Origin of the sequence: Paenarthrobacter sp. C1 (assembly GCF_049315185.1) — a bacterium.
GTDB lineage: Bacteria > Actinomycetota > Actinomycetes > Actinomycetales > Micrococcaceae > Arthrobacter > Arthrobacter nicotinovorans.
In genome coordinates, this window is sequence record NZ_CP186052.1 from 3,651,820 (window position 1) to 3,670,933 (window position 19,114).

Genomic DNA, 19,114 nt, shown 5'->3' on the forward strand with positions numbered 1-19,114 from the left:
CCCGCAACGCGCGGGAGGAGCTCACATGAGGCGTCCAGCGAATTGTGGCAGTCTAGTCAGAATGAGTTCCCAGCAATTCCGCACCAGCGGGAGGTCGAGCAAACGGCCGCTTCCAGCACGCGACGCAGGCGCAGGCACAGGCTTCCTCTTCTGCCTGGCCACGGCCGCAAGCATCGTGGGCCTCGTCGCGACGTACTACTTCTTTGTGCGCACCACGCCTGGACAGTTCATCGACGAGTCGGCACTGGTCGAAGCGACGGCCCTCAGCGGAACCGCCGGCCGTGCCTCCACGGAATTCCTGGACATGCTCCCCATGCTCTCGCTGGCAATAGCCACCATCATGGTGCTCTTCGTAACGGTGGCGCGCCGCCGCTGGAAGGCCGCGGGGATCGCCGTGGCTGCATGCGTCGCCGCCAACCTGGCCACCCAAATCCTCAAATTCTTCATCCCCGACCGGCCCGACCGCGGCGTGCAGACACTGGAACTGAACTCGCTCCCGTCAGGGCACACCACCCTGGCCGCCTCCGCCGCGGCAGCCGTCTTCCTCATGGTGTCCCCACGCTGGCGTCCACTGGCTGGTTTCCTCGGAAGTACCTTCGCGGTGGCCACCGGCGTCTCCACCCTCATCAACCAATGGCACCGCCCCGCCGACGTCATCGCCGCGTTCCTGGTGGTGGGCGCAGTAATGCTGCCGGCGGGATGGCTGGTCCTACGGACAGGCAGCACATGGAACGTATGGAAGGGCTACGGCGAGCATTGGGCCGCCTCCCGGATCTGGGTCTGGCTCACCGTCGCCGCATTGCTGGCCGCCTTGATGGTGGCCGCCTATTCATTGCTCCAAGTGATGCCCGGACTCAGCGCGGACAGCACCATCGACTATTTCTGGGCGGGCACGGCCTTCATCGTGATCGCCGGATATCTTTCAGCGCTCGGCGGTACATGGCTGTTCGGCTTGGCGGCCCGCAAGGCCTGACCCCCGTAAGGCTTAAAACCCGACGACGGCGCCCGCCCACCGAACGGCTCAGCCCTCGACAGCTTCACTGCGGGTCCGGTGGGCCTGTTCCCGGATGAAGGCGCGGTCCTCATCCGTAAGCACCGTGCCCCCGTGTCCGTCTACGGCACTGTCCTCACCCGTCTGTCCCTTGATGATTGCCGTGACTGTCCGCGGCACGATGACACTGCCGGGATTGTTGATTAGCCATTGCTGCGTTTCGGAAGAAAGCTGATTCCAAAATTCCCTGATGTGCATAGTGATCAGCGCTGCCATTCTTGATTGGTGGGATGTGGCGGGACCCTCAATGCACTGCCTCAAACTCGGGAAATTGGCCGGGCCCTCCCATCAAGGCTACGCCCGGCAGCGGCAATACTGACCCGGTAAGACGCAACGTTTCCGCGAATGACGTCGACGGATGTGATCGCATGCGCTAGAGTTACTCCATTCGATGGACAAACAGCGGTTAACTCCAGGAGCTCCTATGTCTTCCACTCTTAAGCACGGCCCTCGCGGTCTCAATCCGGCCGCCCCTGCCTCACGCGACCTGGTGGTCGACTTCATCCGGGTTGCCTGCATGTTCGCCGTGGTGGCCGTGCACCTGCTCATGATGGGCATCAGCGTGGACGAATCCGGCATCGGCGTCGGCAATCCGCTGACTTCCCTGAGCTGGTTTGCTCAAGGCACATGGTTCGGCCAGGTCATGCCGCTCTTCTTCATCGTCGGCGGTTTCGCCTCCTTGACCTCGTGGCGGAGCCTGCGCCGCAAGGGAGGCGATGCCGGCGACTACCTAAGGAACCGTGTGCTGCGCTTGGTTCGTCCTACGGTTGCGTTGTACGCGTTCCTCGCCATTGCGCTCTGGATTGCGACGGCGGCCGGCGTCCCGGGCGATCTGCTCACCGTGATCGCGGCAGGAGCAGGAGTACAGCTGTGGTTCCTTGCCGCCTACCTGATCTGCCAGGCCATGGTCCCCACCATGGCCAAGCTCCATGAAGCCGCGCCCTACCGGACCATCGCCGCGTTGGCCGCGGGCGCCGTCGTCGTCGATGTCCTCCGCCTGGGCCTGGAGCGCAATCCCTGGGGTTTCGACTCCAACCCGATCGGGCTGCTGAACATGGTGTTCGTTTGGGGACTGCTGCAACAGCTTGGCTTCTTCTACGCCGACGGGTTTTTCGACCGCTTTGCCCGCTGGCAGCTGGTTCTGGCTGCGGTCGGTTGCTACGCGGCGATGGTTCTGCTCACTCACTCGGGCCCGTATCCCGTGGACATGCTGACCAACCAGAACCCGCCGATGTTTCCGCTGATCCTTGTGGGCCTGGCGCATGTGCTGCTGGTCAAGGCTGCGTACCCGGCCCTGCAGCGCTGCGTGCATCGTGGCTGGGTGCAGAAAGTGATGTTCGTTGTTGGCAGCCGGGCCATGACCATCTACCTGTGGCACCTGCCGTTGATCATTGCCATGTTCGGGATCGCATTGCTGCTGCGGCTTCCGTTCCCTGAGCCTGCGGGCTTGGATTGGTGGCTCAGCCGTCCCCTCTTCTATGTGGCAGCGTGGGCCCTGGTGCTGCTGGCCTCCATGCCGCTGGTCCGGCTGGAACTTGCAAGCACTGCCCTGGCCCCGGGTGCGTCGAGGCCGGCGATGTGGCGGATCGTCACTGCCACTGTTCTGGCTGTCATTCCGCCCTTTGTGGTGATGCGGACGGCCCTCGACACAGCGAACGCGACGTGGGGGCTGGTGCTGCTGGTGATCGCTGTGGCATTGGTGACGGGCAAGATTCCGGACCGGGCGTGGAAGCGTCCGCTTGCGGGACGCGTGGCTTCCTGACCTACTTTGGGGCGGGATCGGCGCCGAAACAACCTAATGGGGTTGTTTTGAGGCGAGGACACGATAAAAGTTGGTAGCGACGGCTCGCGCCTCAGTAGTTGCGGCGGTGCTTCAGCCGCGGAATTGCGACGGCGAACACCGCTGCCGCTGCGAAACCCAGTATTCCTGTGGCCCAGATGCCGGCCGAGAGCGAGACCGCAGCAGTCAGCCCCGATAACAGCACGGGTCCCCCGGTGGCGCCGGAGTCCGCGATGAAACGCCAGATTCCCAGGAAATGGCTCCGCCCGTTGTCCGGCGAGAAGTCTGCGCCCAGCGTCATGATCAATCCGGAACTGATGCCATTGCCGAAGCCGATCAGCAGTGCAACCAGGAGCAACGGGACAAAACCAGCCGTGAACGGGATCAGGATCAGTGCCGACCCCATGATCACCGTGGACGGTATCGCTACCCATTGCCGGCCCTTCCTGTCCATGAGCTTCCCCGCCGGGTAGAAGACCAGCATGTCGATCGCTCCGGACAAGCCGAACAGCAGTGAAGCATGGGTGGCGTCGAGGCCCAGATGGTCGGCCCATAGTGGGATGACTACCTGGCGTGAAGCCCGCAGTGCGCTCAGCAGCAGGATGCCGAAACCGACGCTCAGGAACACCCCCGCGTGCGACACCGCTACGCTCCGCAGCGTCGACGCCGGAGGGCGCGGACCGCCGTCGGACGTGTCGGGGGCGACCAAATCCGGGATGGTGAGCGACAAGGCAGCCGCCGCCATCATTCCCGCGAACCCCACCCAGTACGCACCACTGATGCCCGCGAACTGCATCACGCCGGCACCAATGAACGGTCCAATGAAGATGCCGATCCTGGTGACACCGCCCAGAGTGGACAGCGCCCGGGCGCGGAAGATGACCGGCACGGCCTCGGTGAGGTACTTCTGCCGGGCAAGGTTGAAGACACTTGCGGACATGCCCACCAACGTCATGGACGCCGCGAGCAGCCAAAGTCCGTGCTCCACCTGCGGGGCAAAAGCCGCAGCGCCCAAGGCCATGGCTCCCAAGGCACCGGCGCCAACGATTGACCATCGTTCACCAAACTTCTCGGTGATGATCGACGCCGGAATGTTGAAGATCCACGAGCCGAGCCCAATGAGCGTCACGATCAACGCCGAGACAGCCACCGAAGCGCCGAGCTCTCTGGCCGAGAGCGCAATGACCGGCAGGACCGCCCCCTCGCCTATACAGAACAGCAGAGCGGGCCCGAAGGCCGGAAGCGCAATGCTGCGAAGGCTGAAGTTCTTGTCTGCTTGGGTGGTGGTCATCCCTTTCATCCTAGAACTCGTCAAGAGCCTCACTGACCGCGCACCCTGCCTTGGGTGCGGCGCGCAGTTTGTTGCGGCTCCGAAGACCGGAGCCGCAACAACTACATGCGAAGCGGAATTACCACTCGGCCCTAGCTGCGGATGGCTGCTGCCTTCCGACGACCAAGGGCGGTCAGGACCAGGCCCATCACGAGCAACGCTCCTGCCCAGAGTGCGAAGCTGCCGTCCAGTCCCGTAGCGGCCAGGGTTTTGGCATTTCCGACGGCGGTGGCAGCTGCCGCGGTCACCGAACCTTTGGTGCCAACAGCCGAGTGGACGCTGCCTGCGGTCACGATACTTCCGCCAGTGATGCTTCCGGTCACGGCGCCGGCAACGGGCTCGTCAACGCCAGGTTCTCCGCCCGTCGAGGGGCTTCCGGTGATCGGGGACTCGGCCGGCGGGGTGACAACCGGCGGGGTAACAACCGGCGGGGTGACAACCGGCGGGGTAACAACCGGAGGTGTTACGTTACCGGCAGAACCGCCACCGATGCCTACTGAAGTCGAGCCAATGGTTACGGGAGCGGTGATCGGAACGATCACCTGGGTGCCTGCAAGGATGCCCTCAGATCCCGAGGTGCTGGCACCCGGCGAGGTGCCGGTCGTGCCGCCGGTGGAGCCGTTGGAACCGGACGTGGCCGAGGAATCACCCAGCACGCCAGCAGAGGTTGAACCAACGCTCACGGGAGCGGTAATCGGAGCAACAACCTGCGTCCCCGAACCAATGCCATCAGATCCCGAGGTGCTGGCACCCGGCGAGGTGCCGGTCGTGCCGCCGGTGGAGCCGTTGGAACCGGACGTGGCCGAGGAATCACCCAACAGCCCGGCCGAGGTAGCACCGAGGCTGATCGGAGCAGTAATCGGAGCAACAACCTGCGTCCCCGAACCAATGCCCTCGGACCCGGACGTCGAAGCACCCGAAGAGGCAGGAGCCGAACCACCCGTGGAACCACTGGAACCGGACGTGGCTGACGAATCACCCAGCACACCAGCAGAGGTCGAACCAACGCTCACCGGAGCAGTAATCGGAGCAACAACCTGCGTCCCCGAACCAATGCCATCGGACCCGGACGTCGAAGCACCCGAAGCGGCAGGAGCCGAACCACCCGTGGAGCCGTTGGAACCGGACGTGGCTGACGAATCACCCAGCACGCCAGCAGAGGTTGAACCAACGCTCACCGGAGCCGTAATCGGAGCAACAACCTGCGTCCCCGAACCAATACCCTCGGACCCGGACGTCGAAGCACCCGAACCGGTGCCGGCATGAGAAGCAGCTGAACCTCCACCGCTGGACGTAGCCGCAGAATCCCCAGCCACACCCACGGCAGTGGCTCCGATGTTAACAGGGACCGAAATCGGAGCCACTACCTGAGCGCCGGACGCGATACCCTCTCCCCCCGACGTTGTTGCCTGCGCGGGCGCTTGGGCCTGTGCAGGAGCTGCTGATCCTGAAGTTGCTGCCGAGTCACCGAGTACGCCGACCGACGTCGACCCCACCGTGATGGGGACCGTTACCGGTGCGACAACCTGGGTCCCCGAGGCGATACCGTCGGCGCCGCCGGTGGTTGCTGCCGGCGTCGAACTTGTTGCCCCGGCCGGGGCGGCAGGTGTGGCTGAGCTCGCCGCAGTGGAGCCCCCCAGCAGACCCACTGACGACGAGCCCAGGTTTACGGGCACCGTTACCGGGCCTACGACTTGCGTCCCGGATCCGATGCCGTTGGAACCGTTGGTGGTGGCTGCGGGTGCTGAACCCGAAGTTGCAGCGGGTGTGGCAGAACTGGTTGCTGCCGAGTCCCCCACCAGGCCCAAAGAGGTTGCGCCGAGGTTGATGGGCGCTGTTACTGGCGCCACCACTTGCGTGCCGGACAGAAGTCCGTCTTTGCCGCTGGTGGTATCCGCGGCGTTGGCTGCGGTGGCGCTGAGGACAATCATGCCCCCGGCAAAGCAGGTGCCGATCAGGCACTTGCGAATGGTCGTGTTCATGGTCTTTTTCTCCTGAAGGTCTTGTTCCCGGAGACGTCCGATGACGGATCGTCTGTAGTGCCGTCTGCCGCGAAAGTCGGTGCAGCGAGGCTGGGGACCTAGTCAGGAGAGGAGCCGGGATCGAATGAAACCGGCTTGGGATGTTGTTCGTCGCTGGCCGTTGCGAGGCCAGGAAGTGCGTCGGCAGGGATGATCAGGGCGGCGGCGAGGAACGCTGCCGCCGGGTTTGGCGGACCGTTGGAAGACCCGGCGGAACCGCCGCCGGCGAGGCCTGATGGGACCGTGTCGCGGTCACCCGGCAGACCGGGTTGCGTTGCCGGATCAGCGGACGACGACGAGGCGCCAAGCACCGCGGTGATTCCCGTGGGGCCGAAGCTACGGGTGGACATCACCCATGGAGATGCATCGAGTGCGGTCCCCGCAGCCGCGGACGGTTCCGAAAGTTGGCTTTGTTCAGCCGGGGCACTTGTGGCCGGGTCAGCTGGAATTACGACGTCGGTCCCCGGCGAGGTGCCGGCGTCCAGTCCGGCCGGAGGTATTGACCCACTGGTAACGGGTGCAGCCGGGACCTCCTCCGCAGGGACGGCAACCGGAGGCACAACTACGGGTGGAAGGGTCACCGGTGGAACCACGGAATCGAGGGGTGGCAGAACTGCATCGACCACGCCCACCACCGGCTGCACCACGGGGTTGAGCACATCGGTCACAGGTTCCAGGCGCACGGGTTCCAGGGCTGAGTTCACCGGCGGGACAACGACGTCAACCGTGCGGTCCACGGTATCTGTAGCCGGAACGAGCACTGTGTTCACGACTGTTCCCGCGGCGTCCCCTGGGAGGACCTGGTTGACCACCGGCACGGCGCTTATTGCCTGATCCACTGTGCCGCCCGCGTGCTGCATCACGGGCGTGACGGCAGGTACGGGGACGTTGAGGTGATCGGCCGGCAGCAAGCCCTTGACGGCGGCCGGCAGGGCTACGTCGGGAAGCGGAATGCTGATGGAGCTCGATGAGGTCGTGCTCTCCAAGAGGTTCTTTTCGGCAGGACCCGCGTCCGCATTTGCAGCGGTGGCTGAGAGCGCCATCCAGATTGCGGTACCGGCACCCGCGACCATGACGGAGCGGAGAATGCTGGCAGCACGCGGAAAAACGCGCGAACCCCTCATCTCGACACCCCCAGGTAGTCGCGAACCATTGGTCGCCTTCATCCTAGGAAGGACTATTGGAATAGTCCATAGTCAGGAGTAAAGAAGATGAGAAATTTGTAAGGAACCTTGTTTATGTCGGGTAGGAGCCTGTTTTCCCGGGACCAAAGTCTGCCGTGCCCAGCGAGGTGCGTCCTTGGGCGTTGGTTTCCTGCAGCCGCTTGATGAACCAGCGTGATTGTTCGGGGCCGTAAGGCAGCACTGGAATGGCCTTGGTGGCGTCTGAGGGCATGTCGCGGATGGACTGGGTTGCCTGGCGCACCGCCGTGCCCATGGTGTCTGCCATTGTCTTGACGAACTCGTCACTGACATGTTTTCCGTGGCCCGGGACCAGGAATTCGTAACGGTGCCTCAGCGCCGAGATGTGCCGCAGCGCATCGGCCCACTCTTCGGGATAGGAGTCCTCGAACGACGGGTGCGCGCCCTGTTCCACCAGGTCACCCACGTACAGGGTGGAGCTGGTTCCTACCAGCAGGTCGCCGTCCGTGTGGGCGCGGCCCAGGTAGAACAGCGTGGCGGTGATCCCGCCGAGGTCCACCAGCACAGGCTGGTCGTGGACCAGCGCGTTGGGGACAACAATTTCGACGGCGTCGCCCTCCCCCGCTGCCATCTCGGGTTCGTTGGTGGCCACGAAGCGTCGCTGGTTGTCGGCGTCGCGTTCGATGGTGGCCGCACAGTTGGCGTGCGCCCAAAACTCGGTAACGCCGTCGTCAGCGAAAACGGCGTTACCGAAGAAGTGGTCGTAGTGCGCATGGGTGTTCACCACCACCAGCGGAAGCTGGGTCTTTTCACGAACCGCAGCAAGGATCTCACGGCCTTGGCGCGGGCCGCAGCCGGTGTCGATGACCATGGCGAGCTCAGAGCCCACCACCAGCCCGGTGTTGAGTAACGATCCCTCGGTTTCCAAGACGTAGTTGTCCGGTCCAAGTTCCAGCCAAGCTGACAATGCGTTCTCCGTATCCACTGCAATCCGGCGATGTTCAGGCCTCTACTCTACCCACGGAAAGCTGGGAGGGAGCGGAATGAACCGGCCGCCGGTGCGGGGATTTAGAGAATGGCGGTCATGACGTTCCAGCCGGCGCCGACCTGGCCGAAGCGCAGCCACCATCCGGAGCCATCGCCGGTGTACAGCAGCAGATCTCCGGCTGTGTTGCGCCCAAGGACGTCCACCTTGCCGTCGCCGTCGAAATCACCTGGAGCCTCAATGGCGTTGAAGATGTTCCAGCCGGAGCCGATTTGGCTGGTGGCCAGCCACCCGCCCGTGCCGTTCCCCGGGTAGAGCAGGAGTGCTCCGGACCCGTTGCGGGCAATGATGTCTGCCTTGCCGTCGCCGTTGAAGTCACCTACGCCGTCGATGGCCGTCATGATGTTCCAGCCGGCGCCGATCTGGCGAGGCTGCAGCCAGCCGCCGGTGCCGTTGCCCGGGTAAAGCCAGAGCACGCCGTTGCCGTCGCGGGCAATGATGTCAGCAGTTGCGTCGCCGTTGAAGTCACCTGATGCCTTGATGGAGGTCATCACGTTCCAGCCGGCACCGATCTGACGGGCGCCCAGCAGGCCGCCCCAACCGTTGCCCGGGTAAAGCCAAAGCACGCCGTTGCCGTCACGGGCAATGACATCTGCGTAGCCGTCGCCGTTGAAGTCGCCCGGTGCCTCGATGGAGGTCATGCCGTTCCAGCCCACACCGATCTGGGTGCGGCCGCCCTTCCAGCCCCCGTAGCCGTTGCCCCGGTAAAGCCACAGGGCACCGCTGCCGTCGCGGGCAATGACGTCGCTGGTGCCGTCTCCGTTGAAGTCAGTGAGCTTCTTGTTCAGTGCTGCAGCGGGGGCGGTGCCACCGAACTTCTTCAATGCCGCGGTGGCATCCACCAGGCCCGCGCCGCATCCGGCCGAGCAGCCACCTGGCAGCGGCCTGGCCGACTCTTTGAGCTGCTGCTCCACCTGTGCAGGAGTGACGGTGCTGCCCTCGGCGGACATAAGAAGAGCTGCAACGCCCGCCACGTGGGGAGCGGCCATGGACGTTCCCTCCATCCAGGCGAAAGCGGGCTCGCCGGGCGTGGTGGTTCCGTAGTTCAGGGTGGACAAAATTCCGCGGCTCACGTCAACCGACATGTCGCCACCGGGTGCCGTGACGTCTACGGTGGGACCGTAGTTGGAGTACACGGCCCGGGCTCCGGCTTTGTCGCTGGCAGCTACGGCGACGACGTTCTGGCAGTTGGCAGGGCTGGCATCAGCCGCAGGGCGGTTGGAGTTACCTGCCGAGGCAACAACCACGGCGCCGGCGTTGTACGCAAAGTTGATGGCGTTCTGGTACGTGGTGGAGCACTCTTTGATGCCGCCCAGGCTGAGGTTAATGACCTTGGCCGGGTTGGGGTTCACGGGAGCATCAGCCACTACGCCACCTGCAGCCCAGATGATCGAATCGGCGATATCGGAGCTGTAGCCGCCACAGACGCCAAGCGCCCGGACGGGGAGAATCCTGGCACCCGGCGCAACGCCGGAGATGCCGATGCTGTTGTTTCCAAGGGCCGCCACGATTCCGGCCACATGGGTTCCGTGCCATGAGGAGTTCTCGGCGGGGCTGCCGGATTCACACTCTTCCGCCGGCACCCAGTCGCCCTGGTCCGTGGGGTCGGGATCGCGGCCGTTGCCATCCCGCGCATCGGCAGCGCTGGAAATCATGTCGTAGCCGGGCAACACATTGGCGTTGAGTTCAGGGTGGTTGGTGATGCCGGTGTCCACCACGGCCACAACTACGCCTTCGCCGTGGTTGTAGTCCCAGGCCCCCGGGGTGCGGACGCCGGACAGGTTGTCCCACAGGTTCCACTGCTCCAAGTAGCCGTAGTCCTGTGAGTGCGAGGTGGGACGCATGATGTCGTCAGCCTCTGCGTAGGCCACGTTGGGATCCGCGCGAAGGGTTTCCACGAAAGCCTGGGCCTCCGTTGCCGAAAGTGCCTCATCGAGCTTTATGACGTGACCCCCGGTGGCATTTTCACGGGAGCTCTTGGCCTGCACACCCAGTTTGGTGGCTGCTTTGTCCGCCGCGTTCCCGGCCTTCACCGCAGCGGCCTGGGCTGCGCTGTCGCGAATACCCACGATGAACTGGTCAGTGGGGGTCTCTGCCGCGGCCTTGAGGACCTTGGGGGTGCTCGGAATGATGTTGATCTGGTCAGCAGCGGCTGGCTGGACGGCCAGTCCTCCGGTGATCAGAAGCGTGGTCATGGCTAAGCCAATGGTTCTTAGAGAACGGAGTCGGGGATTATTCACTGGGCATCCTAGGGAAAAATCGCGGCAGCCTTGAACAGCTGATCGCGGGCAACTGGAGACCACCAGCTGACCCCCAGGAAATTGTAAGCTGACTCTCGACTCTCCGTGCACACCGTCACATTTGTGACGGGAACGGTGCCGGATAAAGCAGGACCAGCCCACTACAGCATCCGACGGGATGCCGTAATGGGCTGGTGCCTACCGCTAGTGACGATTAGCTGTGACGGGAAGCTGCCTTCCTGCGGGTGACCAACATCAGGACCAGCCCGAAGAGGACAAGAACCGCAGCGATCGCTACGTAGGGAGTCGCCTGGGCACCAGTGGAGGCCAGGTTCTCATCCGAGCCCTCGTTCACAGACCTGTCCGCGCAAACACCCGAATTCGAGGTTCCATTACCTGCGACGCCCGGGATTTCCTCGCAGCTGTCCTCACTCGGTGCCACGGCCGGAGTCGTCTCCGAGGGAGTTGACGACGGCGGGGTCGTCTCCGAGGGGGTCGACGTCGCCGGAGGCGTCTCAACCGGCTTCGTCTCCGAAGGCGACGGGGTCGGCGTCGGCGTCTCAACCGGCTTCGTCTCCGAAGGCGTCGGAGTCGGCGTCGGCGTCGGAGTCTCCACCGGCTTCGTCTCCGAAGGCGACGGCGTCGGGGTCGGCGTCTCAACCGGCTTCGTCTCCGAAGGCGACGGGGTCGGCGTCGGCGTCTCAACCGGCTTCGTCTCCGAAGGCGACGGAGTCGGGGTCGGCGTCTCAACCGGCTTCGTCTCCGAAGGCGACGGAGTCGGAGTCGGCGTCGGCGTTACCGGGATCTCGTCCACAGTGACGGTGGCCGATGCGTTGATGACCTTGGAGTCAACGTGGTTGAAGACCGCGAAAACCTGGCAGTCAGTGTCGCCGTTGTGGAACCAGTTGAGGCTGTCATCGGTAGCCGGAACCACGGAGGCGGACAGCTTCAGGGTGCCGGGCTGGTCAACCGTGACACAGAGATCGACGTCAACGGAATCGCCAACGACGGGCTGTGTGTCCACAGTCAGGAGGTTGCCTCGCAGCGTGGCGTCTGTTTCATCCGGGCACAGGGTTACGTTTCCCGTGGAGGCCGAGAGGTTGATGGGAGTACCTGCAACGTTGGTTTTCAGCGTTACCCGCGCTTCGTCGCCGACAGAAAGGGGGCCCTGGGTTGCCGGCGAAATGCCCAGCTCGGGAACGTACGGCACGGCCAGGAAGTCGAGTGTCTCCTCGATATCGTTCGGGCCCAGCTTGCTTTCATCACAGATGGACTGGGCGTATTCCCGCAAGTTGTTGTAATCCGCGACGCACCAGGCCAGCTGCTGAACCCGGTAGCGCGACTCGGAGTCCGTATCAGAGGTGACGAATACGCTTTCGGTTCCGCTGGTGTACTGGAACCCGTTCTGAACGATGTAGGCGAAGGCGCGACGTTGGAAGTCGGTCATGCCAGAGTTCTTGTCAACGTCGTCATGAAGCGGGCGGCCATCGATGCACGACTGCAGTTCCGGGTCCGTGCAGTACATCCAGGCGCTCACTGGACCGCCGTTTGCGGGTCCACCTTCAGCTTCGGTTGCGTACCGCACGCCGCACAGAGGAACAGTGGCATCGCCGCCGCTAGGAGCGACACCGTTGGCGGTGTACAGGGGAACGACGAGCCCGCGGTTGTAGTTGGCGAGGCTGACTCCCTCGACGGTGGTGGACGGGTCGGTCACATGTGCGGTGGTGCCCGGGCAAGGTGGAGCCTCAAAGGAGGTGCTTGCAGTTGGGGGTGCCACTGCGGTTGCGGGAGTTGGCATGCCTAACTGCGCAGCAAATACCCCCGCAACCAACAGAGTTGACGCGGCCAAACCCGCGGCGAGACGTTTCAGCATTATTTCCTTCAACTTGAACTAAACGAGAACAAAGGACGGCGGCCCGCGCATCCAGCGCAGGGGGTCCCTCAGCAAGTTCGTGTTTTCAGGCCGCGTTTTGTGATGTCGAGATGCGGAAGAGTGATCAACGTCTCTTATTTGCGGGTGAGTGAACCACCACAGCTCACCCGCATTCTTTGCCTAGGTCCGGTCGTGAAGCGTGACGTGGTATCCGTCGGGGTCGGCAAAGGTGACGGTGCGACCGAACGGCCCGTCGATCGGAGCCGTGACGATTGGGTGGCCGTCACGTGCCAGGGCGTCGTGGATTTCCTGGACATCGGTGGCGTGCAACCAGATAGCGGCGCCGATGCCGGGTTGGTCGACGGATTCCAAATCAGTACCCGGGACGATGCTCCTCAGCGCGAAGGCTATGGGTCTGGTTTCGAAGACGACGGCGTGGGGCGGGCCGGCCTGCGAGCGGATGAGGCCGAGGTAGTTCTCGTAGAACGCCCGCGAGGCGTCGAGATCACGGACTTGGAGGGAGATGAAGTCGGGGCCGGTGACAGGCATGGTGGAACTCCTTAGTTCTATGTCAGTTATCTGACACGCATCAATGTATGTCAGAATACTGACATGAGTCAACGCGGGATCGACCTCACCACGTCACTGGGCTATCTGCTGAAGGAAGCCTCGAGCGCCCTCCGCGTCGCCATGGAGGCAGCACTTCGGCCGCTCGGGATGACCGTGACCCACTACTCGTGCCTGGAGCTTCTTGCGCAGCGCCCCGGTTTATCGAACTCCGAACTGGCCCGTGGGGCGTTCGTGACACGGCAATCCATGAATGTCCTGCTCCAAGCACTGGAGCGGGACGGTTACGTAACGCGACCGGCAGAGGCCCGGGTTGGAAAAGTCCTGCCTACGCAGCTCACCCCCCTTGGCCGGCGAAAGCTGGAGAAGGCGACCACTGCGGTCAGGGAGGTTGAGCTCAGGATGCTGGCCGGCATGACACAAGAGGACCAATCAACAGCGCTCAGGATCCTGCGAAGCATGGTCCACTCCCTGCGCGACGACAACCAGGATGCAAACGATGCGGATCATTAGCACCCTCCGGAAAGGTGCCGCAGCCGCCGTCGTTGGTGTTCTGCTGAGCGGTTGCACCACGCCCGCCGCACCGTCGCGCCCAATGGCGGCAGCTGAAGCAGCCGTGTCGGAAATCCCCGGCGCGACGTTCCAAGCGGACCGTGCGCGGAACGGTACAACGGCCTATGTCAACGCGACGCTGTCCGTAACGGATGCCTTCGCCGGCGATCCGGCCGCGCTTCTTGACTACTCGCTGGGACAACTGGCCTCCCAGGACGAGGTGGATCGGGGACAGTTTGTGCGCCTGAAGTTTGATGGGCCGGGGCAGACGCCGGAGAAAACAAAGACACTACTGGTGTCCTTGAGGATCAATTCGGAGCAATACGGTGGCGGATCCTCGCTGGAGCTCGCCAACCAGGACCTTGACGAGCGATACGGCACCTGGCCCGCGCCCCCGCCGTCGCTTCCGCCGTCGCTCCGCTCAGCGCGCTGACGACACGCATGGACTGGGGTGCCCATCGCAGCATCGGCCCGGTCCGCCTAGGGTGGAAGGTGCCCGGGAACCTTGGGCACTTTGGGGGAAGACATGCGCACTACAAATTCACGACGGCGGCATCGCCGTCTGCTTTCGGCTACGGCAATCGTTGTGCTCACCGCAGTTACGGCCGGCGGGCTGGCAGGATGCAGGGTCGAAAAGAGGCCAGCGCCGCCGTACCCGACCGTCGAATGGCAGGGGGCTGCTCCCACAGGACCGTTGGAGTCCGACCCGTGGGTACAGGCCACCAGGGACTTCCTCGAAGCAGAAGCCGTGGCCCGCAACATCAACGATTTCTCGATACCTGAGCTCGTCCGAACGGCCGGCAGGGATATGCGGAGCCGTGCAGCGAGACCGGCATTCGACGACGTGAAACAGAGACGGCGCCCGGACATCCTTCCCGGGCCAACGCCGTTCTTGCCCCTCTCTGTGACGCCCAACTTCCGGGGCGACCCGGACCGGGCAGCTGTCAGGGGGTGCAGAGCAACTGCGTGGTCTTCGGAAAAGGGAGAAGTGCCTTCCCAGCTGAAGGGCCACGGCGTCGAGTACCGGATGGAACGGCTGGCTGACGGCACCATGCGGGTGGAATCCTCATCGAGCGTCCCGGCTTTGGACTGCGCCGATGCCATGCTTCCCGTGTCATTGTTCGCCCCAGCGCCGGAGCCCTCAGACGTCACCGATGTTAAGGACATCGTGATCGCCGAGCGCGCCGACATTGATCCGCCCGGCAAATGAGGGGTCAACACCCAGGAGCGGGCATGACCGTCATGTTGCTCTGCGCAGCGTTGCTCGCCGGATGCACAGTGCCCGGCGAGGGGGGCCGATCTCGTGGCCCGATTCGGCGAGTGGCCGGGTGCGGCCCCTACGGTAAATCAAGAGATTCTCCGACGTCCCATAGCCCTTGGACAGCGAGCAAGTGTCCGGCCCAAGGGCCCGGGACGTGAGCAAGCGACCGGCCCAAGGGCGCGGGACGTGAGCAAGCGACCGGCCCAAGGGCGCGGGACGTGAGCAAGCGTCCGGCCCAAGGGCGCGGAACGTGAGCAAGCGTCCCACCCAAGGGCGCGGAACGTGAGCAAGCGTCCCACCCAAGGGCGCGGGACGTGAGCAAGCGTCCGACCCAAGCCCTAGGGACGTGAGCAAGCGTCGAGGGGTTACATGTCTGCCAGCGCGCCGCCTGGGTTCTCGATCGCGTCGGCCACGTAGCGCAGGAAGCCTGCGGCGGTTTCGCCGTCGCACACGCGGTGGTCGAAGGCCAGGGTCAGTTCGGTGACCTTGCGGACGGCCAGCTCTCCGTTGACCACCCAGGGCTTGTCGATGATGCGGCCGACGCCGAGCATCGCAACTTCCGGATAGTTGATGATCGCGGCCGAGCCGTCCACGCCGAACACACCGTAGTTGTTCAGCGTGAAGGTGCCGGAGCCCAGTTCCGCAGGGGTCGCCTTTCCGTCGCGTGCGACGGCGGTGAGTCGGCGGATCTCTGCGTCCAGTTCGCGGGCGCTCATTCCGTGGGCGTTGCGCACCGACGGGACCACGAGTCCGCGGTCGGTCTGGGCGGCGAAACCAAGGTTGATTCCATCGAAGCCCACGATTTCCTGGGAGCCGTCGGCTGCGGTTTCAAAGCGCGTGTTCAGGGCCGGGTACTTTTTTAACCCAGCCGTGACAAAACGAGCGATGAAGGCCAGCAGGCCGGGGGTGTCGTGCGGAGCGCGCTTCTTGAGCTCGGCCCGCATCTCCAAGAGCGCGGTTGCGTCCACATCCACCCATACCGTGGCTTCGGGGATCTCCGAGCGGCTCTTCGTCATGTTCGCAGCCACCGCCTTGCGGACTCCACGGACAGGCGTCCGGGCAGACACAGCCAAACCAGTGCGGCCATCAACGGCCCCCGCAGCAGCAGAAGCAACAGCAGGAGCCTCAGCAATAGGTGCAGCAGCAACCGGAGCCTCCGGCGCAGAAATCGCAGCTTCAACGTCCCTGCGCATGATCAGCCCGCTCGCGCCCGAACCCTCAATCGCGTCAAGCGAAACACCGTGATCCCGCGCCATCTTCCGTACCAGTGGCGAGATGACAGCGCTGAGTTTGCCCGGGATGCGTGTCCCGGCAACAGCCGGCTCAAGAACCGGTTCAGCTACTGCAGCCGGCTCAGCCACGCGCTCGGCTGCCCGGTCGACGACGGCGACACTCGCCTTGCGCGGACGGGTCCGGCCGCCGGTCGCTCCCCCGGGCGTGCCGTAGCCGATCAGTACATTCCCGGAGCCGGCCTTTTCCTCGGTCCGGTACGTCTCAGCTGCGGCTTCCACGGCGGGCGACGCCTCAATCCCGGAGGACAGGGCAGCCGGAGCCGCGGCAGCGGGCGAACCCGACCCCGCACCAGCACGGGCGATCGAGATCAGCGGCTTGCCGACGTCGAGCGTTTGGCCGGCTTCCCCGTGCAGCTCGGCGACGGTACCGGCGTAAGGCGAGGGCACCTCAACCATGGACTTGGCGGTTTCAACCTCGGCGATGGGCTGGTCGACCACGATCTCGTCGCCGACGGCGACGAGCCAGTTCACCAGTTCGGCTTCGGTGAGTCCTTCTCCGAGGTCGGGCAGTTTGAAGACCTGCATATCTGAACTCATGGTTAGTCCTCCCACTGAAGGTCGTCGACGGCGTCGAGGATGCGGTCGACGCTTGGCAGGTAGTAGTGCTCCAGCTTGGGAGACGGGAACGGGACATCGAAACCGGTCACGCGGAGGATCGGCGCGGCCAGGTAATGGAACGCGCGTTCCTGGACGCGGGCCACGATCTCGGAGGACACGGAGGCGAAGCCGTGTGCTTCGGCGATGACGACGGCGCGTCCCGTCTTGCGTACGGACGCACAGACGGTCTCGTCGTCGAAGGGGACGAGGGTGCGGACGTCGATGACTTCGAGCGAACGTCCCTCTTCGGCGGCAGCGGCCGCGGCGGCGAGTGCGGTGGGAACGGACGGTCCATAAGCGATGAGCGTGGCGTCCGTGCCGGGACGGGCGACAGCCGCGCGGCCCTCGGTGGAGGTCCCGGCGTCGTGCTCTGCGCGCAGGGCACCCAGGTCCACCTGGTCCTTGGACCAGTAGAGCTTCTTGGGTTCCATGAACATGACGGGGTCATCGGAGTCGATGGCTTCGCGGAGCATGCGGTAGCCGTCGGCGACGGTGGCCGGGGTGTAGACCTTCAGGCCTGCGGTGTGGGCGTAGTAGGACTCGGAGGAGTCGCAGTGGTGCTCCACTCCCCCGATACCGCCGGCATAGGGAACACGGATGACCATGGGCATTTTGAGCTTGCCCTTGGTGCGGTTGTGCATCTTGGCGACGTGGCTGACGATCTGTTCGAAGGCCGGGTAGGCGAAGGCGTCGAACTGCATCTCGATGACCGGGCGCATGCCGTTGATGGCCATGCCCACAGCCATGCCGACGATGCCTGATTCTGCGAGCGGGGTGTCGAAGCAGCGCTGCTCGCCGAATTCGGCCATGAGGCCGTCGGTGATGCGGAAGACGCCACCGAGCATGCCGACGTCCTCGCCGAAGACCAGCACGGAGGAGTCCGCACGCATGGCGTCGGCCATGGCGGTGTTGAGAGCCTTGGCCATCGTGAGGCTCTGCGGACCGGTTGCCTCGGCGGTGGCCGCAGCGGAAGCGGCGGCGCTGGCGGTAGCGGCGCTGACGTTGGCGGTGGCGGTGGTGACGGTCATTTTGCGCCCTCCTCGCGGGCAAGTTCACTGGCGAGCATGTCTGACTGCTCCTTCAACTGCGGCGTGGGCTTGGCGAAGACGTACTTGAAGAGGTCCAGCGGCTGCACCGGGACGTCCTCGCCCAGGCCTTCGCGGAGCTGGGTGGCGACGGCCTCTGCATGCGAAGCGATGCGCTCGGACGCGGAGTCGTCCAACAGGCCCTTGTCCGTCAGGTAGGACTTCATGCGGGTCAGCGGGTCCTTGGCCTGCCACTCGGCCACTTCGCTGTCGGGACGGTAGCGGGTGGCGTCGTCGGCGTTGGTGTGGGCCTGCATGCGGTACGTGTGAGCCTCGATCAGCAGCGGGCCGGAACCTTCGCGGGCCAGCTTCACCGCGCGGTCCATCACGGCGAGCAGCGCGACGAGGTCGTTGCCGTCAACGCGCTCACCTGCCATGCCGTAGCCGACAGCCTTGTGGGCCAGCGAGGGCGCCACGGACTGGTGGCTGAGCGGGACGGAGATGGCGTACTTGTTGTTCTGCACGAAGAAGATGACGGGCAGGTGGAAGACAGCGGCGAAGTTCAGTGCCTCGTGGAAGTCGCCTTCGCTGGTGGCGCCGTCGCCGCACATGGCCATCACTACCGTGTTTTCACCGCGCAGCTTGGCGGCATGGGCAACGCCCACGGCGTGCAGCAACTGGGTGGTCAGCGGGGTGCACTGGATGCCGACGTTGTGCTCTTTGGGGTCGTATCCACCGTGCCAGTCGCCGCGGAAGATGGTCATCACCTCTACGGGGTCTACCCCGCGGGTCATGACGGCGACGGCGTCGCGGTAGGTGGGGAACAGCCAGTCACCTTCGCTGAGGCACATGGCAGCTGCCACCTGGCAGGCTTCCTGGCCGTGGCTTGAGGGGTAGACGGCCATGCGGCCCTGCCGGACGAGCGCCGAGTTCTGGTCGTTGACGCGGCGTCCGACGACGAGCTGCTCGTAGGCGGCCATCAGTTCAGAGTCGCCGGGCGTGGGGTACTCGTGGCCGGGTTCGGTGCCTTGTTCGTCATGGGGGCGGAGGGTGCCGTCCGGGTTCACCATTTGGATCTGGTGCCGGGCGGGAAGCATGTAGTCCTCAACGCTGATGCCGAATTTTGTCCGAACGTCAGCAGCCTGGTCCTCTACAACCGTTTCCGGCGCAGAGTGGTCTGCGTGGATCGTCATTGGTCCGTCCTTCTCTAGCCACTATGTGCTTCTAGTATGTTCCCCGGTGAAGTTTCGTATCCAGCTTTCCGCTGAATCATGGAAGACCTTGCCTAAACTGGGTATTCTGAAAGACGAATTGCAATTGTGAGCTGGGTTACGCGCC

16 protein-coding genes are annotated in these 19,114 nt (G+C 64.4%); 5 read left to right on the top strand and 11 right to left on the bottom strand.

The window, feature by feature from the left end; all coding sequences use genetic code 11:
- Nucleotides 1-61 precede the first annotated feature (61 nt).
- The gene (locus ACNAOU_RS17105; protein WP_064721517.1) at nt 62-973 is read left to right on the top strand and encodes a phosphatase PAP2 family protein; all 912 of its coding nucleotides are present in this window, start codon (nt 62-64) and stop codon (nt 971-973) included.
- Between the two features lie 48 nt (nt 974-1,021).
- On the opposite strand, the gene ACNAOU_RS17110 is transcribed toward ACNAOU_RS17105, so the two are convergent.
- Nucleotides 1,022-1,267 (bottom strand): hypothetical protein, encoded by a 246-nt coding sequence (locus ACNAOU_RS17110; RefSeq protein WP_422757309.1) that lies wholly within the window; start codon nt 1,265-1,267, stop codon nt 1,022-1,024.
- Between the two features lie 208 nt (nt 1,268-1,475).
- Here ACNAOU_RS17110 and ACNAOU_RS17115 point away from each other — a divergent pair, with 208 nt between their 5' ends.
- Nucleotides 1,476-2,813: an acyltransferase family protein gene (locus tag ACNAOU_RS17115; protein WP_422757310.1), complete on the top strand. Its 1,338-nt coding sequence runs from the start codon at nt 1,476-1,478 to the stop codon at nt 2,811-2,813.
- Nucleotides 2,814-2,904: 91 nt separating this feature from the next.
- Here ACNAOU_RS17115 and ACNAOU_RS17120 read toward each other — a convergent pair whose 3' ends face one another.
- The 7 genes from ACNAOU_RS17120 to ACNAOU_RS17150 form a co-directional block, all read right to left on the bottom strand.
- Entirely contained in the window at nt 2,905-4,122 is a 1,218-nt protein-coding gene (locus tag ACNAOU_RS17120) for an MFS transporter (RefSeq protein WP_018776857.1), read from the bottom strand.
- Nucleotides 4,123-4,253: 131 nt separating this feature from the next.
- Nucleotides 4,254-6,143, bottom strand: a complete 1,890-nt coding sequence (locus tag ACNAOU_RS17125; protein WP_422757311.1) for a beta strand repeat-containing protein — start codon at nt 6,141-6,143, stop codon at nt 4,254-4,256.
- A 98-nt stretch (nt 6,144-6,241) separates the two neighbouring features.
- Nucleotides 6,242-7,306, bottom strand: coding sequence for a hypothetical protein (locus ACNAOU_RS17130; protein ID WP_422757312.1), 1,065 nt, complete (start codon nt 7,304-7,306; stop codon nt 6,242-6,244).
- Nucleotides 7,307-7,418: 112 nt separating this feature from the next.
- Nucleotides 7,419-8,309 carry an MBL fold metallo-hydrolase gene (locus ACNAOU_RS17135; RefSeq protein WP_422757313.1) on the bottom strand — a complete coding sequence of 297 codons (891 nt, stop codon included), beginning with the start codon at nt 8,307-8,309 and terminating at the stop codon, nt 7,419-7,421.
- An 83-nt stretch (nt 8,310-8,392) separates the two neighbouring features.
- Nucleotides 8,393-10,564 (bottom strand): S8 family serine peptidase, encoded by a 2,172-nt coding sequence (locus ACNAOU_RS17140; protein WP_422757314.1) that lies wholly within the window; start codon nt 10,562-10,564, stop codon nt 8,393-8,395.
- A gap of 259 nt (nt 10,565-10,823) precedes the next feature.
- Nucleotides 10,824-12,323, bottom strand: a complete 1,500-nt coding sequence (locus ACNAOU_RS17145; protein ID WP_422757315.1) for a hypothetical protein — start codon at nt 12,321-12,323, stop codon at nt 10,824-10,826.
- A gap of 339 nt (nt 12,324-12,662) precedes the next feature.
- Nucleotides 12,663-13,031: a VOC family protein gene (locus ACNAOU_RS17150; RefSeq protein WP_018776863.1), complete on the bottom strand. Its 369-nt coding sequence runs from the start codon at nt 13,029-13,031 to the stop codon at nt 12,663-12,665.
- A 63-nt stretch (nt 13,032-13,094) separates the two neighbouring features.
- On the opposite strand from ACNAOU_RS17150, the gene ACNAOU_RS17155 reads away from it, so the two are divergent.
- The 3 genes from ACNAOU_RS17155 (at nt 13,095) to ACNAOU_RS17165 (ending at nt 14,811) form a co-directional block, all read left to right on the top strand.
- On the top strand, nt 13,095-13,562 hold the full coding sequence (locus ACNAOU_RS17155; RefSeq protein WP_110503767.1) for a MarR family winged helix-turn-helix transcriptional regulator: 468 nt from the start codon (nt 13,095-13,097) through the stop codon (nt 13,560-13,562).
- Nucleotides 13,549-14,034 carry a hypothetical protein gene (locus tag ACNAOU_RS17160; RefSeq protein ID WP_422757316.1) on the top strand — a complete coding sequence of 162 codons (486 nt, stop codon included), beginning with the start codon at nt 13,549-13,551 and terminating at the stop codon, nt 14,032-14,034. The genes ACNAOU_RS17155 and ACNAOU_RS17160 overlap by 14 nt, the downstream gene beginning before the upstream one ends.
- Nucleotides 14,035-14,127: 93 nt before the next feature.
- Nucleotides 14,128-14,811 carry a hypothetical protein gene (locus tag ACNAOU_RS17165; protein ID WP_422757317.1) on the top strand — a complete coding sequence of 228 codons (684 nt, stop codon included), beginning with the start codon at nt 14,128-14,130 and terminating at the stop codon, nt 14,809-14,811.
- Between the two features lie 416 nt (nt 14,812-15,227).
- Here the strand turns inward: ACNAOU_RS17165 and ACNAOU_RS17170 are convergent, their stop codons facing one another.
- From ACNAOU_RS17170 to pdhA, 3 genes are read right to left on the bottom strand one after another with little or no spacing between them, the layout of a single operon-like run.
- Entirely contained in the window at nt 15,228-16,691 is a 1,464-nt protein-coding gene (locus ACNAOU_RS17170) for a dihydrolipoamide acetyltransferase family protein (protein WP_422757318.1), read from the bottom strand.
- A 2-nt stretch (nt 16,692-16,693) separates the two neighbouring features.
- Nucleotides 16,694-17,779 carry an alpha-ketoacid dehydrogenase subunit beta gene (locus ACNAOU_RS17175; RefSeq protein ID WP_039242626.1) on the bottom strand — a complete coding sequence of 362 codons (1,086 nt, stop codon included), beginning with the start codon at nt 17,777-17,779 and terminating at the stop codon, nt 16,694-16,696.
- A complete protein-coding gene (gene pdhA / locus ACNAOU_RS17180) occupies nt 17,776-18,969 on the bottom strand; it encodes a pyruvate dehydrogenase (acetyl-transferring) E1 component subunit alpha (protein WP_422757320.1) in 1,194 nt (397 codons plus the stop codon). The genes ACNAOU_RS17175 and pdhA overlap by 4 nt, the downstream gene beginning before the upstream one ends.
- Nucleotides 18,970-19,114: the final 145 nt, after the last annotated feature.

What these genes read in the sequence shown, in the direction of transcription:
- ACNAOU_RS17150 (WP_018776863.1), bottom strand. Translation starts at nt 13,031, where the DNA reads ATGCCTGTCACCGGCCCCGACTTCATCTCCCTCCAAGTCCGTGATCTC.
- ACNAOU_RS17115 (WP_422757310.1), top strand. Translation starts at nt 1,476, where the DNA reads ATGTCTTCCACTCTTAAGCACGGCCCTCGCGGTCTCAATCCGGCCGCC.
- ACNAOU_RS17110 (WP_422757309.1), bottom strand. Translation starts at nt 1,267, where the DNA reads ATGGCAGCGCTGATCACTATGCACATCAGGGAATTTTGGAATCAGCTT.
- ACNAOU_RS17120 (WP_018776857.1), bottom strand. Translation starts at nt 4,122, where the DNA reads ATGACCACCACCCAAGCAGACAAGAACTTCAGCCTTCGCAGCATTGCG.
- ACNAOU_RS17175 (WP_039242626.1), bottom strand. Translation starts at nt 17,779, where the DNA reads ATGACCGTCACCACCGCCACCGCCAACGTCAGCGCCGCTACCGCCAGC.
- ACNAOU_RS17160 (WP_422757316.1), top strand. Translation starts at nt 13,549, where the DNA reads ATGCGGATCATTAGCACCCTCCGGAAAGGTGCCGCAGCCGCCGTCGTT.
- pdhA (WP_422757320.1), bottom strand. Translation starts at nt 18,969, where the DNA reads ATGACGATCCACGCAGACCACTCTGCGCCGGAAACGGTTGTAGAGGAC.
- ACNAOU_RS17140 (WP_422757314.1), bottom strand. Translation starts at nt 10,564, where the DNA reads ATGACCACGCTTCTGATCACCGGAGGACTGGCCGTCCAGCCAGCCGCT.
- ACNAOU_RS17105 (WP_064721517.1), top strand. Translation starts at nt 62, where the DNA reads ATGAGTTCCCAGCAATTCCGCACCAGCGGGAGGTCGAGCAAACGGCCG.
- ACNAOU_RS17170 (WP_422757318.1), bottom strand. Translation starts at nt 16,691, where the DNA reads ATGAGTTCAGATATGCAGGTCTTCAAACTGCCCGACCTCGGAGAAGGA.
- ACNAOU_RS17130 (WP_422757312.1), bottom strand. Translation starts at nt 7,306, where the DNA reads ATGAGGGGTTCGCGCGTTTTTCCGCGTGCTGCCAGCATTCTCCGCTCC.
- ACNAOU_RS17165 (WP_422757317.1), top strand. Translation starts at nt 14,128, where the DNA reads ATGCGCACTACAAATTCACGACGGCGGCATCGCCGTCTGCTTTCGGCT.
- ACNAOU_RS17125 (WP_422757311.1), bottom strand. Translation starts at nt 6,143, where the DNA reads ATGAACACGACCATTCGCAAGTGCCTGATCGGCACCTGCTTTGCCGGG.
- ACNAOU_RS17155 (WP_110503767.1), top strand. Translation starts at nt 13,095, where the DNA reads ATGAGTCAACGCGGGATCGACCTCACCACGTCACTGGGCTATCTGCTG.